Below are 15,107 nucleotides of genomic sequence, written 5' to 3'. Positions count from 1 at the left end.
AGGTAGCATGCTGTTCGTGAACGATGTCAAGTGGACCGAGACCCTAAGCTTCCGGCTCGGCACCCTGGGTGCACTGGTCGCCGATCAATACGCTGAGGCCCTGGCCGCCGACGACCTGAAGCCCAAGCACGTCGGCCTCCTGGGAGTCCTCGACTCGGGGCTGGCCGCCTCCCAGCTCGAGATCGCCAAGCTGATGCGAGTGGCACCCAGCCTCGTGGTGTCCCTTGCCGACCGCCTCGAATCCATGGGCGCCATCGAGCGACTCCGCGACCCGACCGACCGCCGCCGTCAGATCCTGAGCCTCACCGACAAGGGACGCGAACTCCTCGCGGATTGCACCGGTAAAGCGGTCGCGCTCGATGCGAAACTCGCCGCCGAACTCAGCCCGTCCCAGCAGGCCGCGCTCGGTGAGGCGCTCGGCCGCTTGGCGGCGTCCTACGGGCTGCCCATACGCGAATAGTCCGGGTCCGACTCGGCCCGGCGGCACGGATTGAAGGTTTCCACTCCTCAAACCGTCCACCGTCAGCTGTCCAGTCTCGATCGGTGGGCGCGCTCACGGCCGTCGCCGGCCCCTCGGCGCCGAGGTCTACGCGCCGGTCGTCCGCCAGGCCGGCTGCCCCGACGCTCCTGCAGCCGCGTCATCGACAGCCGCTCCGCACTCCAGCCGGTCCTCGCCCCGCACCTGCTGCATCCTCTTCTCCCGAACGATCGGTCCGACGCCCCCCATCGGACCGTCGCCTGGCAACTCACTGCATGCCAGGCCCCACCACGCCCGACCGAACCTACGTTCACAAGCACCCGGCGCAGAACACGCCTGCTCCTACTCCCCTTCCGTCACTACCCCGGAGGAGGAAACACCGCACGGTGCACGGGCGGCCGGCAGCTGGAGCAGGGGCAGACAACCGAACAACCGCCCCCGCAGCCACACGCGCTACCGCAACGTCACATCGTCCAGGTCTCAACAGGTGCCCAACACTGCCTCTCCGTCGATACTGGCGATGGAGTAGCACCCTCGGCAAGGAACACCTGACGACCCGTCAACAAAGTCAGTATTGAGTCAGCATCAGCCCCGCCCACCCCCGCCGTCGACCGCCACGGACCGCCAAGATCCAGAACTGCATACAACCAACACGACCAGGGAAAACGCAGGCCAGCAACCTACCTGCTAACGCCACCCGGAGGTACGAGTGAAAATGCTGATCAACGTAGCCGAGACGGTCGTCACCGACGCCCTGAAGGGGATGGCCTCCGCCCACCCCGAACTGAACGTGGACGTCGAGAACCGGGTGATCGTGCGCCGGGACGCGCCGGTGGCCGGGAAGGTGGCGTTGGTGTCCGGCGGCGGGTCCGGGCACGAGCCACTGCACGGCGGGTTCGTCGGTCCCGGGATGCTCTCAGCGGCCTGTCCCGGTGAGGTGTTCACCTCGCCCGTGCCGGATCAGATGGTGCGGGCCGCCGCCGCAGTGGACAGTGGCGCCGGTGTGTTGTTCATCGTGAAGAACTACACCGGTGACGTGCTGAACTTCGACATGGCCGCCGAGCTCGCCGAGGACGAGGGTGTCCAGGTCGCCAAGGTGCTGGTCAACGACGACGTCGCCGTCACCGACTCCCTCTACACCGCAGGGCGGCGCGGCACCGGGGCGACCCTGTTCGTGGAGAAGATCGCCGGCGCCGCCGCCGAGGAGGGGCAGCCGCTGGAGCGCGTCGAGGCGATCGCCCGGCAGGTCAATGAGAACGCGCGGAGTTTCGGCGTCGCGTTGAGCGCCTGCAGCACGCCGTCCAAGGGCGCGCCCACCTTCGATCTGCCGTCCGGCGAGCTGGAGTTGGGGATCGGGATCCACGGCGAGCCGGGCCGTGAGCGGCGTTCCATGATGACGTCCGGGGAGATCGCGGACTTCTCCGTGAACGCCGTGCTGGAGGACCTCAACCCCAGCAGCCCCGTCCTTGTGCTCGTCAACGGGATGGGTGCCACCCCGCTTCTCGAGCTCTACGGGTTCAACGCCGAAGTGCAGCGGGTGCTCGGGGAGCGCGGCGTGCCTGTCGCCCGCACGCTCGTCGGGAACTACGTCACCTCGCTCGACATGGCCGGGGCCTCCGTCACGATCTGCCAGGCAGACGAGGAGCTGCTGCGCCTGTGGGACGCGCCGGTCAGCACGGCCGGGCTCCGCTGGGGCATGTAGATAGGGGCATGTAGCCGGGGGCGTGTACATGTAGCTGGGGGCATGCACAGACCCCGCCCTGATACCTCGCCACATCAACGAATCTGAACAGCAAGGAGATCACGTGCTCGACGCCGACTTCTTCCGGCGCTGGCTGACACTGGCCGCCGCGGCCGTGGACCGCGAGGCCGACCGGCTCACCGACCTCGACTCGCCGATCGGCGACGCGGACCACGGCAGCAATCTGCAGCGCGGGTTCAACGCCGTGCGCGCCACCCTCGACAAGGACGCGCCGGACACTCCGGGGGCCGTACTCACCCTGGCCGGACGGAAGTTGATCTCCACGGTGGGCGGCGCGTCGGGTCCGCTGTACGGGACGCTGCTGCGCCGCACCGGCAAGGCGCTGGGCGATGCGGCCGAGGTCGGCGAGGCGGACTTCGCGCAGGCACTGAAGGCCGGGGTCGACGCCGTCGCCGCGCTCGGCGGGGCCGCTCCCGGCGACAAGACGATGCTCGACGCCCTCGTGCCGGCGGTGGAGGCGCTCGGCGACGGGGACTTCGCCGCGGCACGGTCGGCGGCCGAGCACGGGGCCGAGGCCACCATCCCGCTGCAGGCCCGCAAGGGGCGGGCGAGTTACCTCGGTGAGCGCAGCATCGGGCACCAGGATCCGGGTGCCACGTCGTCGGCGCTGCTGATCGCCGCGCTGGCCGAGACGGCGGAGGCCGCGTCGTGAGCGCCCTCGACAAGCCCGTCGGCATCGTGCTGGTCTCGCACAGCAAGGACGTCGCCGAGTCCGTGGCGCGGCTCGCGGCCGGGCTCTCCGGAGGCGGCGACACCGCGCCCGTCGCGGCGGCGGGCGGCACGGAGGACGGCGGCCTCGGCACCAGCTCCGAGCTGATCTCCGCGGCCGCCGCGGAGGTCGACCGGGGTGCGGGTGTCGCGGTCCTCGTCGACCTCGGCAGCGCCATGCTGACCGTGAAGGCGCTGCTGGCCGAGGGCGATGAACTCCCGGACGCCACGCGCCTCGTGGACGCCCCCTTCGTGGAGGGCGCGATCGCCGCGGTCGTCACCGCCTCCACCGGAGCGGACCTGGACGCGGTCGCCGCGGCGGCCTCGGAGGCGTACACGTACCGCAAGGACTGAAGGACTGAAGGAGCGAGGCACCGCCTCTCACCACCTCCCAGCCTCCTTCGACACCTCCCAACCTCCTTCAACGGGTCTTTGGTACAGACCTGTTGGCGCGAACCCCTTGAGGAGAGCCCACCTCTCGTGCCATACAGGTCTGTACCAATCCGCTCGAACGGAAGGCCCTCCGTGCGACGCCTCCCCCCACGCGCCCTGCTCGCCCGCACGGCCTGCGCCGCCGCGCTCGTGCCCGTGCTCGCCTCCTGCGGTCTCCTCTCCGACAGCGCGAAGGCCGAGGGGCCCGCCCTGTCGGCGCCGGCCGGGGTCACCGCGCAGGCCGGGAGCGCCACCTCCGTGCACGTCATGTGGAACCGCCCCGCGAGTACGGCGGAGGTCAAGGAGTACGAGGTGTACCGCGGCGCCAAGCGCGTGAAGCGGCTGCCCGCGGAGCGGCACATGGTCGATGTCACCGGGCTCGCCCCCACGTCCCGTTACGTGTTCACGGTGCGGGCCCGCGGCACGGACGGTTCCCTGGGTCCCGCCAGTACCCGCGTCACCGTCACCACCCCGGCCGCCGTCAAGGAGGACCGCGCGGCCCCGAGCCGACCGACCGGGCTGCGTGGGCAGGCGGATGGGAGCCGCACCGTGTCGCTGGCGTGGCGGAAGGCAACGGATGACCGGGGCGTCGCCTCGTACGACATCTACCAGGGCGCCACGAAGATCCACAGCGTCGACGGCAAGGAGACGCGGGCGCTGGTCACCGGGCTGCGGCCGGGTACCGCCTACGCGTTCAGCGTGCGCGCCCGGGACGCCGCCGACAACACCTCGGCCGCGAGCGGGACCCTGCGCCTGACGACCGCGCGCGGCAAGGGCGAGGAGGGGCCCGGTACCGCCCCTTCGGAGTTCGAGGCGTCGACGCGGCGCGCGAAGGGCGCGTACTACATCGACCTGGCGTGGACGCCGCCGCGGACCGGCGGCGAGGTCCCGGCGTACCAGCTGTTCCTGGACGGCCGGGAGGCGACGACGGTGATGTGGGGCGAGAGCGCGCCGGCCGACTCGGCGACGTACAGCTTCTACATCGGCAAGAAGGCGCACGTGGAGCACCGGGTGAAGCTGCGTGCGCAGTTGCCGGACGGGACGTGGGGCGCCTTCTCGGTGGAGCGGAAGGTGACCACGGGGACGCCTTCGAAGCGGGGCTGAGGCTCAGTCCAGCTCCGTCAGGGTCCGCTCCAGCCAGTCCACCCAGAACCGTTCGAGGTCGATGCCCGCGCGCAGCACCGCGTGCTGAAGGCGGTCGGCCTCGCTGTTCTTCTCCGGCGGGAAGTCGCGCTTCTCGATGTCCTGGTACGTCGCCAACTGCTCGCGGTGCAGGGCGAGATGGCGACTCAGGTCCTCGGCGATGCCCTCCGTGCCGACCACCGCGGCGGAGCGCAGGCGCAGCGGCAGCGGGTCGCGCAGCGGCCTGGGGTCCTGGGGGGTGGCGGTCCAACGGGCCAGTTCCGCCCGGCCCCCCGACAGGACCTCGTACTCCTTCTTCTGGCCGCGCGCGGGTGTCTCGGTCGGCAGCGCGCGGATCAGCCCCTCGCGTTCGAGTTTGCCGAGCTCCCGGTAGATCTGCTGGTGCGTGGCCGACCAGAAGTAGCCGATGGACCTGTCGAACCTGCGGGTCAGCTCGAGGCCCGACGACGGCTTCTCCAGGAGCGCCGTGAGGATCGCGTGCGGGAGTGACATGTCGTAAGGGTAGGCGAGTTCCCGTGAGTGGACATGAGTGGTGGACATGGGCGAAGGGGAGTCACGTGTCCGGCGGGCCCGGTCACGTGACTCCCCGGTCTCTGGGACGGGCCCTACAGCGCGGCCGCGACCTCGGTGCCCTGCTTGATGGCGCGCTTGGCGTCCAGCTCGGCCGCGAGGTCGGCGCCGCCGATCAGGTGCGGGGTACGTCCGGCGGCCACCAGGTCGTCGTACAGCGAGCGGTGGGGTTCCTGGCCCGCGCACAGGACCACGGTGTCGACGGGGATGAGGGACTGCTCGCCCTCGATGGTGACATGCAGGCCCGCGTCGTCGATGAGGTCGTACGTGGCGCCCGCGACCATGGTGACACCGCGGTGGCGCAGCTCGGTGCGGTGGATCCAGCCGGTCGTCTTGCCGAGGCCCGCGCCGACCTTGGTGGCCTTGCGCTGGACGAGGTGCACCTGGCGGGGCGGGGCGGGCCGCTCGGGCTTGGTGAGGCCGCCGCGGTCGGCGTAGTCCATGTCGACGCCCCACTGCCGGAAGTACGTGGCCGGGTCCAGGCTCGCCTTCTCGCCGTCGTCGGTGAGGTACTCGGCGACGTCGAAGCCGATGCCGCCGGCGCCGACGATCGCGACGCGGTCGCCGACGGGCACATCTCCGCGAAGGACGTCGAGGTAGCCGACGACCTTCGGGTGGTCGACGCCGTCGATGGCGGGGGTGCGCGGGGCGACGCCGGTGGCGACGACGACCTCGTCGTAGGAGCCGAGGTCGTCGGCGGCGACGCGGGTCTCCAACTTGACGTTCACGCCGTGCAGTTCGAGCTGCGTGCGGAAGTAGCGCAGCGTCTCGTTGAACTCCTCCTTGCCGGGGACCTGACGGGCGACGTTGAGCTGCCCGCCGATCTCGGCGGCGGCGTCGAACAGGGTCACCTCGTGGCCGCGCTCGGCGGCGCTGACGGCGCAGGCGAGGCCGGCGGGGCCGGCGCCGACGACGGCGACGCGCTTGCGGATCCGGGTCGGCGAGAGCACCAGCTCGGTCTCGTGGCAGGCGCGCGGGTTCACCAGGCAGGAGGTGATCTGGAGGCTGAAGATGTGGTCGAGGCAGGCCTGGTTGCAGCCGATGCAGGTGTTGATGGCGTCGGAGCGGTCGGCTGCCGCCTTGTTCACGAAGTCCGGGTCGGCGAGCATCGGGCGCGCCATGGAGACCATGTCGGCGGCGCCGTCGGCGAGCAACTCCTCAGCGAGTTCTGGGGTGTTGATGCGGTTGGTGGTGACGAGCGGGACGTTCACCTCGCCCATGACCTTCTTGGTGACGAAGGCGTACGCGCCGCGCGGCACGGACGTGGCGATGGTGGGGATGCGCGCCTCGTGCCAGCCGATGCCGGTGTTGATGATGGTCGCGCCGGCCGCCTCGATCTCCTTGGCGAGCTGCACGACCTCGTCGAGGGTCGAGCCGCCGGGGACCAGGTCCAGCATGGACAGCCGGTAGATGAGGATGAAGTCCGGCCCGACCCGCTCGCGCACGCGCCGCACGATCTCGACGGCGAACCGGATCCGGTTCTCGTACGAACCGCCCCAGCGGTCCTCGCGGTGGTTGGTGGCGGAGACGATGAACTCGTTGATGAGGTAGCCCTCGGAGCCCATGACCTCGACGCCGTCGTACCCGGCGGACTTGGCGAGCTCGGCGGCGCGCACGTAGTCCTCGATGGTCCGCTCGACGTCCGCGTCGCTCAGCTCGTTCGGCACGCAGGGGCTGATGGGGGCCTGCAGCGCACTCGGCGCGACCAGGTTCGGGTGGTAGGCGTACCGGCCGAAGTGCAGGATCTGCATGGCGATCTTGCCGCCCACCGCGTGCACGGCGTCCGTGATCTCGCGGTGCTGCTCGGCCTCTGCCTCGGTGGTCATCTTGGCGCCGCCCTCGAAGGAGCAGCCCTCGGCGTTGGGCGCGATGCCACCGGTGACGATGAGGCCGACGCCGCCGCGGGCGCGGGTCGCGTAGAACTCGGCCATGCGCGCGAACCCGTTCGGAGCCTCCTCCAGGCCCACGTGCATCGAGCCCATCAGGACGCGGTTGGGGAGCGTCGTGAAACCGAGGTCGAGCGGGGCGAGCAGGTGCGGGTAGCGGCTCATGGGGCCCTCCGTGAGCGGTGAACGGTCGAATCAGTTGTAGAGGACACCGCACCGGTTTTGCAACAAGTTGCAAAAGAGATCCGCGCCACGTCGGGCCGCTGCCGGGCGGGCTGGGTTGTAGAGTGCAACGAGCACCACGAAAGGAACCGCCGTGGCACAGCCAGATCACGCGGCCGACCGCGAGGCGGCCGTGGAGACCATTCAGCGCGAGCTGACCTCGTTCGCCCGGCGGGCGCGGGCCACCGCCGCGCGGATGCACCCGGAGCTCTCGCTCGTCTCGTACTCGCTGCTCGCCCACCTCGACGAGCGCGGCGGCTGCCGCGCCACGGACCTGGCGGCGCACTACGCCCTCGACAAGTCGACGGTCAGCCGCCAGGTGGCCGCCCTGCAGCGGGCCGGCCTCGTGATCCGGCGCGTCGACCCCGACGACCACCGGGTCCAGGTCCTGCACCCGACCGAGGCCGGCGCCGATGTCCTGCGCCAGGTGACCGTCAACCGCCGCCAGATCTTCGGCGACCGCCTGGCGGACTGGCCGGAGGAGGACCTGGAGCGGTTCGCCGACTACCTGGTGCGCTACAACCACGCGGCCCAGGAAGAGGAAAGCGGCTCGTAGGCCGCTCCGGGCCACCGCTGAGTCCGCGGCCCGCTCCGCGCTACCGCGGCGCGCGCACCGTCCGGAAGTGGGTCGTGTTGCGCAGGTGGAAGCCCAGGGACTCGTACAGCCGGATCGCGCTGGTGTTGTCCGCGCCGGTGTGCAGGAACGGGGTCTCGCCGCGCTCCTTGACCACGGCCGCGACGGCCTTCACCAGGCGGCCCGCGAGGCCCTTGCCCCGGTGGTCCGGGTCGGTGCACACGGCGCTGACCTCGGTGTATCCGGGCAGGTGCAGGCGCTCCCCCGCCATCGCGACGATCGCGCCGCCCTGGCGGATGCCCAGGTACGTGCCGAGTTCGATGGTGCGGGGCGTGAACGGGCCCGGCTGGGTGCGGGCCACCAGGTCGAGCATCTCCGGCACGTCGTCGACGGTGAGCAGGACGGCCTCCGGGTCGGGGGTCGCGTCCACCGCGTCGCCGACCATGCGCACGCCCGCGTAGTCCACCGTCGTCTCCCAGCCGTCCGGCAGCTCGATGTCGGTGCCGAGCAGCGGCAGGGTTCCGTCGGGGGCGGCGAAGGCGGCGAGGTCCGCCCAGTCCGAGGGCCCGGGGTCAGGGGGCAGCGCGGTCCACGGCGTGACGGCGGTGGGATAGCGCAGGGCGCGGCCGCTCCGCTCGGCGAAGTGCGCGTGCGGGCCGGTGAGCGCGGCGTACGCGGGGTGGTCGAGGGGGTGGAACCCGCCCTCGGTCCCCGGTACGGGGCCGGGCGTGCCCTCGTGCGCTGCGTACGTCTGCGTCTGCGTCATCCGTCGGAACCTTCGAACCTTCTCCTGTGCCACTGCCGCCCCATCCGTTCGGGGCGGCCACAGGATCAGAACCCCCGGAGGCGCCGACACATTCCCGGGCCTCTGCCCTGCCCCTCTCTCCGGACCCCGCACCACGCCCCCGCGATCACCCTTGACATCCTGGCGCCATGCCGTTCACGTCACTGAGTGATCACGTCGAGTCCCTGCTCGCCGCCGAGGAACCGCTGCCGATCGTCTCGGCGGGCGATCCGGTCCTGCGCCGCCCCGCCGAGCCCGTCGACGGGCAACTCCCGGACGAGCTGCTTGCCCGGCTGATCGCCGCGATGCGGGTCACCATGCACGCCGCGCCCGGCGTCGGCCTGGCCGCGCCGCAGATCGGGGTGCCGCTGCGGCTCGCCGTCATCGAGGACGCGGCGGCCGTGAGCGACGAGGTGCGCGCGGCGCGGGGACGGGTGCCGCAGCCGTTCCGCGTGCTGATCAACCCGTCGTACGACGCTGTGGGGTCGCGGCACGTCGCCTTCTACGAAGGGTGCTTGAGCGTGCCGGGTTATCAGGCCGTGGTCGCCCGGCACGAGCGTGTGCGGCTGCGCGCCCTCGACGAGCAAGGGCGCGCGGTGGACGAGGAGTTCACGGACTGGCCCGCACGGATCGTGCAGCACGAGACGGACCATCTGAACGGCACGCTCTATCTGGACCGCGCCGAGCTGCGCTCGCTTTCGTCCACGCAGAGCAGCGCGGCAGTGGAGCGGTGGGCGCAGCCGACTCCCCAACTCGCCGCTCAGGAGCTGGGGTTCGAGCTTCCCCGGTCCGACTGACCGTCAGCCCATGTCCGGCATCTCGCCCTTGGTGGAGCTCACGTCGATGATGGAGAACGCCGCGCCCTGCGGGTCCCCGACCGCCGCGAACCGGCCGAAGGGGCTGTCCACGGGGCCGAAGTGCAGCTTGCCGCCCAGGCGTTGGACGGTGGCGACGGCCGCGTCGCAGTCCTCGACGACGAAGTACACATTGACGTACGAGGGGACGTGCGCGGGGAATTCGTCGGTCATCTGCAAGCGGCCCATGGCCGGTTCGCCGTCCAGCATCCAGACGTTGAAGTCCATGTGCTCGTCGGCCATCTTCTGCACGTCGTAGCCGAAGACCTTCGGGAAGAAGGAGTCGGTCCGCGCGGCGTTGCGGGTGTTGACCTCGGCCCAGCAGAACGCGCCGGGCTCGTTGACCTTCTCGAAGCCCTCGTGGGTGTCGGGCTGCCAGACGCTGAAGACGACGCCCGCGGGGTCCTGGGCGGTGACCATCGTGCCGAAGGACGCGACCTGCATCGGGTCCATCATGACGCTGCCGCCCGCGTCCTTGATCCGCTCGGTGACCGACTCGATGTCGGCGGTGGCGAGGTACAGGTTCCAGGCGGGGTGCACGCCCTCCGCGCCGGGCATCTGCGGCACGAGCGCCGCGACCCGCTTGCCGTCGGGCGTCCTGGCCTGCGTGTAGTTGCCGAACTCGGCACTGCCCTCGTCGTAGGTCCAGCCGAACAGCTCCGTGTAGAAGCCCTTCGCGGCCTCCAGGTCGGGGAACATGGCGTCGGCCCAGACCGGCGCGCCTTCAGGACGAGCGGACATGTCGCGACACCCTTCCATCGGTCGCCGGGCACGACGCGGCCCGGCAGGTATGGCTACACGCTAGGCGCGGCGGGCGTGCGGCGCGATCCGGCGGACGCCACTGCGTCCTGCTGGACCCCGCCCATCGCCACTGCGTCCTACTGGACCCCACCTATCGGCGCGTGGCCACGACCAGCCCGCACCGCGGGCTGCCGTCCGGCCGCTCGCCGAGTTCGGACAGCGCGTGGAGCGCCACATCGAACCCGGCGCGGTCCAGCTCCCGCCGTACGTCGCCGAGTCGGAACGGCCGGTAGTACATGACGAACGGGGGCCGCCACACCGCGTTGCGCACCCGCATCGCGCCGTCGAAGCCGAGCATCGCCCAGTAGCCCAGCGAACCGGGACCCATCGGCGCGGGCAGCGGAAACGCGAACTGCCCGCCGGGGCGCAGCACTTGGCACACCTCGGAGAACAGCCGCGGCCACTCGCGCGGCAGGAAGTGCCCGAACGCCCCGAAGCTCACCACCAGGTCGAAGACCTCGCCGAAGGGCAGCGCGAGCGCGTCCGCGCGGACGCAGTCGGCCGTCGGCTCACCGCGCCGCGCGACGTCCAGCATGCCGCCGCTGAAGTCCACGCCCACGGCCCGCCCGACACCCGCCTCGCGCAGCACGCGCAGGCCCGCGCCGGTCCCGCAGCACAGGTCGAGCCCGGTGCCGTACGGGCCGAGCCCGGCGAGCGTGCGGCCCACCGCGTCCAGCACGACATCCGGGGTGCGGAACGGAGTCTCGTCGAATTTCGGCGCCAGCAGGTCGTACCCCCGCTCGACCGAGGACAGCGCCTGAACGGCCAGCTCGCGGAGGGTGGGGCCCTGATCGGTGAACATGGCCGATCAGCATAGGGCGCACCGGCCCCGAAGTCGGGGCTTGCCGCGCGGCGGGGATCGGGTGGTACTGTCAAGGCGGTACATGTGCTCGCCCGTTTCGAGGCGCCGGTACCGAATCTCTTTCTCCAGCGCTCCCGGTGCGACGGCTTTCCCGTCGCCACACAGCGCATGTCATCCCTGGTCAGCGGCTTCTGGCGGGCTCTTCACCCGTTGCCGCGGCACCAGGTTCTCCCCGGCCGCGGGGCGCGCTCAGCCGCCCCTGCCACTCGCCGGATCCCACCCCTTCCCTGCACTTGTACGCCTGCCGCGTCCGCGGCTCGGCCCGCGAAAGGACCTGTGATCACCATGACCACGGCCACCACCACGAGTACCGCCCCCGCCCCACCCCAAGAACCCGTCCGCGCCGCCGGCGTCCTCGACATCGGCGGGAACGGGACCGGTTTCCTGCGGGCGCCCGACCTGGAGCCCACGTCGCACGACGTCCAGGTCCCCGCCCAACTCATCCGCCAACTCGGCCTGCGCAAGGGCGACTTCGTCGAGGGAACGTGCGGGAAGCCGCGCAGCCTCGCGCACGTCGAGACCGTCGGCGGCGCCCCCGCGACCGCGACCCGCGGCCGCCCGCGCTTCGCCGACCTCACCCCGCTCCACCCCAGCGAACGCTTCCGCCTCGAGCACCCCGCCGCGGGGCTCGCCGGACGGGTCGTCGACCTGTTCACGCCCATCGGCAAGGGGCAGCGCGGCCTGCTCGTCGCCCCGCCCAAGACCGGCAAGACGGTCCTGCTGCAGCAGCTCGCCGCCGCGTTCGCCGCCAACCACCCCGAGGTCCACCTCATGGTGGTGCTCGTCGACGAGCGCCCCGAGGAGGTCACCGACATGCGCCGCTCCGTGCGCGGCGAGGTGTACGCCTCGACGTTCGACCGCCCGGCGAAGGAGCACATCGCTCTCGCCGAACTCGCTGTGGAGCGCGCCAAGCGCCTCACCGAGCAGGGCCGCGACGTGGTGATCCTCCTCGACTCCCTCACCCGGCTGTGCCGGGCGCACAACAACGCGGCCACCACCAGCGGCCGCACCCTGTCGGGCGGCGTCGACGCGGCCGCCCTGCACGGCCCGAAGCGCTTCTTCGGCGCGGCCCGCAACACCGAGGAGGCCGGATCGCTGACCATCCTCGCCACCGCCCTCGTCGACACCGGCTCCCGCGCCGACGACTACTACTTCGAGGAGCTCAAGAGCACCGGCAACATGGAGCTGCGCCTGGACCGCGTCCTCGCGCAGCGCCGCGTCCACCCGGCCGTCGAGCTCACCCCCTCCGGCACCCGCCGCGAGGAACTCCTGCTCCCCGCGGCCGAGTTGGCCGTCGTCCGCGGACTGCGGCGCGCCCTGCAGAGCCGGGACCCCGCCGCTTCCTACGAGGCCCTGCTCGACAAGCTGCGCCAGACCCCGGACAACGCCACGTTCCTGCGCCAGGCGCAGTCCACGGTGCCCGCCGCCTGACCCCGGCCCGGATGCGTAATACTCGGCACATGAACGCGAGCATGACGCGCCGTGGAAGGGGTCTCTCGATCACCGTCCGGCGGGCCACCGCCAAGGACTCCCGGCGCCTCACCCGCCTCGTGCGAGCCTCCAGCGCCTACCGGGACCCCTACGCCTCCATGGTCGCGGGCTATCGGGTGGGCCCCGACTACGTAGAGGCGCATCACGTCTACGTAGCAGTGGATCCGGCCGACGAGCGGGTGCTCGGCTTCTATTCGCTGCTCACCGAGCCGCCCGAGCTGGACCTGATGTTCGTCGCGGACGAGGCGCAGGGCCGGGGCATCGGCCGGCTGCTGGTCGACCATATGCGGGAGCAGGCGCTGGCCGCGGGCCTCGACCACGTCCGCGTCGTCGCGCACCCGCCCGCCGAGGGCTTCTACCGCTCCATGGGCGCGCACCGCACCGGCACCGTGCTCGCACGCCCGCCGGCCGTCGCCTGGGACCGGCCCGAACTCGAATTCCCCATTCCCCCGGCCGCCTGAGGGGTTCCGCCCTTGCCCGGTACGGCGCACACTCGTGGGCGTCGGAATGCGGCAAGGAGGCCACATTGGGCAGCAGTCAGGCACGCGCCGAGGCGTTCGACGTGACCGTGGAGATCCCGCAGGGCTCACGGAACAAATACGAGATGGACCACGACATCGGGCGGATCCGGCTCGACCGGATGCTGTTCACGTCGACGCAGTACCCCGCGGACTACGGCTACATCGAGGGCACCCTCGGCGGCGACGGCGATCCGCTGGACGCGCTCGTCCTGACCGGCGACGCGACGTTCCCCGGCTGCGTCGTCGAGTGCCGGGCGATCGGCATGTTCGTCATGAGCGACGAGAAGGGCCCGGACGAGAAGGTGCTGTGCGTTCCCGCGCACGATCCACGGCACGACGCGGTCCGGGACATCGAGGACATCCCCGAGTTCGACCGCCTGGAGATCACCCATTTCTTCGAGGTCTACAAGGATCTGGAGCCGGGCAAATCGGTCGACGGCTCCCACTGGGAGGGCCGGGAGAAGGCGTACAAGGAGATCGGGCGGGCCCGCGAACGCGCTTCCGGTCAGCCAAAAGGGAGGTAGTAGGGTGGTCGGGCCGTGGTGCTCGGGAAGACCGGTGACGGCCCTTCAGGGGCCCATTCCGGAGCGGCCCTCGCCACTGTGATCGGGTTCCGGACAGCGACGTCCGGAGCGCGCCGTTCCACCCTGTGCGCCACTGGCGGCCGTCGGCCGCCGGGAAGGCCGGAGCGTCGGGCACGCCCGTAAGCCAGGAGACCGGCCGCGGCATCTCACGAAGTGATCCACGAGGTGCTGGAGCGTGATCGACGCATGACCCTGCCCGGGGACTCCCCGACCCCTGCCCTGAATTCCCCCTCCCCCGCCTTCCGTTGGCGCCGCGAGGACACGCTGCGCACCGCGGGCCTGATCGCGGTGATCGCCGCGCTGCACGTCGTCGCGTTCGGCGTGCTGTTCCTGCTCGTCGTGCCGGAGCATTACGAGGTCGGCAACAAGGCCTTCGGTATCGGCCTCGGCATCACGGCGTACACGCTCGGCATGCGGCACGCCTTCGACGCCGACCACATCGCGGCCATCGACAACACCACCCGCAAGCTGATGGCGGACGGCAAACGGCCCGTCTCGGTCGGCTTCTGGTTCGCTCTCGGCCACTCCAGCGTGGTGGTCGCCATGGCGGCGCTCGTCGCGGGCGGCGCCGCGCTCGCGGGCACCCTGCTGAACGACGAATCGCGGACCCACCAGGTGCTCGGCGTCGTCGGCACCACCGTCTCCGGTTCGTTCCTGTATCTCATCGCGGCGCTCAACCTCGTTGCCCTGATGGGCATTCTGAAGGTCTTCAAGGCGATGCGCGCGGGCTCCTACGACGAGCGGAAGCTCGAGGAGCACCTGGATTCCCGCGGGTTCATGAACCGGATCCTCGGCCGTTTCACCAAGTCCATCACCCGCCCCGGCCAGATGTTCCCGCTGGGCTTCCTCTTCGGCCTCGGCTTCGACACCGCGACCGAGGTGACGCTGATGGTGATGGCGGGCAGCGGCGCCGCCGCGGGCCTGCCGTGGTATGCGATCCTGTGCCTGCCGCTGCTGTTCGCCGCGGGCATGAGCCTGTTCGACACACTCGACGGCACGTTCATGAACTTCGCCTACCAGTGGGCGTTCTCCAACCCGGTGCGCAAGGTGTTCTACAACCTCACCATCACCGGTCTGTCGATCGCGGTCGCGTTCTTCATCGGGACGATCGAACTCGTCGGCGTCCTGCACGACAAGCTCGACCTGAGCGACGCGGTGACCGACTGGATCGCCGGTCTCGATCTCGACAACGTCGGGTACGTGATCGTGGGCCTGTTCGTGGTCGTGTGGGCGGCGGCGATCGCCTACTGGCGCCTGGCGCGGGTCGAGCAGCGGTGGTCGGCGCGGGTGGCCGACGGCGCGTAATTCGGTTGCCCGGGCGCGCGGCCCCTGCTGCACTGTTGGCAGCGGGCAATCCCGCGCGCCCCGACCGTGAGGACCGATCCATGCGCTCTGCAGACATGTTCCTTCAGAAGGCCCCTGCCCTCTCCCCCAA

16 protein-coding genes and 1 riboswitch are annotated in these 15,107 nt (G+C 71.1%); of the genes, 11 read left to right on the top strand and 5 right to left on the bottom strand.

Annotated features, from left to right (window positions below; genetic code table 11):
• The first annotated feature begins 7 nt into the window (after positions 1–7).
• From OG746_RS20010 to OG746_RS19990, 5 genes are all read left to right on the top strand, one after another.
• On the top strand, positions 8–460 hold the full coding sequence (locus OG746_RS20010) for a MarR family winged helix-turn-helix transcriptional regulator (RefSeq protein WP_266716363.1): 453 nt from the start codon (positions 8–10) through the stop codon (positions 458–460).
• 727 nt (positions 461–1,187) lie between these two features.
• Positions 1,188–2,180, top strand: coding sequence for a dihydroxyacetone kinase subunit DhaK (dhaK, locus tag OG746_RS20005; RefSeq protein WP_266716361.1), 993 nt, complete (start codon positions 1,188–1,190; stop codon positions 2,178–2,180).
• A 103-nt stretch (positions 2,181–2,283) separates the two neighbouring features.
• Positions 2,284–2,892, top strand: coding sequence for a dihydroxyacetone kinase subunit DhaL (dhaL, locus tag OG746_RS20000; RefSeq protein ID WP_266716359.1), 609 nt, complete (start codon positions 2,284–2,286; stop codon positions 2,890–2,892).
• Positions 2,889–3,302: a dihydroxyacetone kinase phosphoryl donor subunit DhaM gene (gene dhaM / locus OG746_RS19995; RefSeq protein ID WP_266716357.1), complete on the top strand. Its 414-nt coding sequence runs from the start codon at positions 2,889–2,891 to the stop codon at positions 3,300–3,302. The genes dhaL and dhaM overlap by 4 nt, the downstream gene beginning before the upstream one ends.
• A 171-nt stretch (positions 3,303–3,473) precedes the next feature.
• Positions 3,474–4,484: a fibronectin type III domain-containing protein gene (locus OG746_RS19990; protein WP_266716355.1), complete on the top strand. Its 1,011-nt coding sequence runs from the start codon at positions 3,474–3,476 to the stop codon at positions 4,482–4,484.
• A 3-nt stretch (positions 4,485–4,487) separates the two neighbouring features.
• Here OG746_RS19990 and OG746_RS19985 read toward each other — a convergent pair whose 3' ends face one another.
• Together OG746_RS19985 and OG746_RS19980 are read right to left on the bottom strand one after the other, a co-directional pair.
• Positions 4,488–5,015 carry a PadR family transcriptional regulator gene (locus OG746_RS19985; protein WP_266716353.1) on the bottom strand — a complete coding sequence of 176 codons (528 nt, stop codon included), beginning with the start codon at positions 5,013–5,015 and terminating at the stop codon, positions 4,488–4,490.
• A 113-nt stretch (positions 5,016–5,128) separates the two neighbouring features.
• Positions 5,129–7,144, bottom strand: a complete 2,016-nt coding sequence (locus OG746_RS19980; RefSeq protein ID WP_266716351.1) for an NADPH-dependent 2,4-dienoyl-CoA reductase — start codon at positions 7,142–7,144, stop codon at positions 5,129–5,131.
• 151 nt (positions 7,145–7,295) lie between these two features.
• Here OG746_RS19980 and OG746_RS19975 point away from each other — a divergent pair, with 151 nt between their 5' ends.
• On the top strand, positions 7,296–7,757 hold the full coding sequence (locus OG746_RS19975; protein WP_266716349.1) for a MarR family winged helix-turn-helix transcriptional regulator: 462 nt from the start codon (positions 7,296–7,298) through the stop codon (positions 7,755–7,757).
• 40 nt (positions 7,758–7,797) lie between these two features.
• Here the strand turns inward: OG746_RS19975 and OG746_RS19970 are convergent, their stop codons facing one another.
• The gene (locus OG746_RS19970; RefSeq protein ID WP_266716347.1) at positions 7,798–8,541 is read right to left on the bottom strand and encodes a GNAT family N-acetyltransferase; all 744 of its coding nucleotides are present in this window, start codon (positions 8,539–8,541) and stop codon (positions 7,798–7,800) included.
• Between the two features lie 167 nt (positions 8,542–8,708).
• Between OG746_RS19970 and def the strand changes: the two genes are divergently transcribed.
• Positions 8,709–9,356 carry a peptide deformylase gene (gene def / locus OG746_RS19965; protein ID WP_266716345.1) on the top strand — a complete coding sequence of 216 codons (648 nt, stop codon included), beginning with the start codon at positions 8,709–8,711 and terminating at the stop codon, positions 9,354–9,356.
• Between the two features lie 3 nt (positions 9,357–9,359).
• On the opposite strand, the gene OG746_RS19960 is transcribed toward def, so the two are convergent.
• Positions 9,360–10,154 carry a VOC family protein gene (locus tag OG746_RS19960; protein ID WP_266716343.1) on the bottom strand — a complete coding sequence of 265 codons (795 nt, stop codon included), beginning with the start codon at positions 10,152–10,154 and terminating at the stop codon, positions 9,360–9,362.
• Positions 10,155–10,305: 151 nt separating this feature from the next.
• The gene (locus OG746_RS19955) at positions 10,306–11,016 is read right to left on the bottom strand and encodes a class I SAM-dependent methyltransferase (RefSeq protein WP_266716341.1); all 711 of its coding nucleotides are present in this window, start codon (positions 11,014–11,016) and stop codon (positions 10,306–10,308) included.
• Between the two features lie 345 nt (positions 11,017–11,361).
• Here OG746_RS19955 and rho point away from each other — a divergent pair, with 345 nt between their 5' ends.
• From rho to nicT, 4 genes are all read left to right on the top strand, one after another.
• Positions 11,362–12,507 (top strand): transcription termination factor Rho, encoded by a 1,146-nt coding sequence (gene rho, locus OG746_RS19950; protein ID WP_266716339.1) that lies wholly within the window; start codon positions 11,362–11,364, stop codon positions 12,505–12,507.
• A gap of 29 nt (positions 12,508–12,536) precedes the next feature.
• Entirely contained in the window at positions 12,537–13,028 is a 492-nt protein-coding gene (locus OG746_RS19945; protein WP_266716337.1) for a GNAT family N-acetyltransferase, read from the top strand.
• Positions 13,029–13,093: 65 nt separating this feature from the next.
• Entirely contained in the window at positions 13,094–13,612 is a 519-nt protein-coding gene (locus OG746_RS19940) for an inorganic diphosphatase (protein ID WP_266716335.1), read from the top strand.
• Positions 13,612–13,827, top strand: a riboswitch (cobalamin riboswitch). (Overlaps the previous gene by 1 nt.)
• A gap of 31 nt (positions 13,828–13,858) precedes the next feature.
• Entirely contained in the window at positions 13,859–14,977 is a 1,119-nt protein-coding gene (nicT, locus tag OG746_RS19935; RefSeq protein ID WP_266716333.1) for a Nickel transporter NicT, read from the top strand.
• The last annotated feature ends 130 nt before the right edge of the window (positions 14,978–15,107 follow it).

It is taken from the genome of Streptomyces sp. NBC_01016 (assembly GCF_026341035.1).
GTDB lineage: Bacteria > Actinomycetota > Actinomycetes > Streptomycetales > Streptomycetaceae > Streptomyces.
The sequence above is the reverse complement of the archived record's forward strand: the minus strand, read 5'-3'. Positions and strand labels throughout refer to the sequence as shown.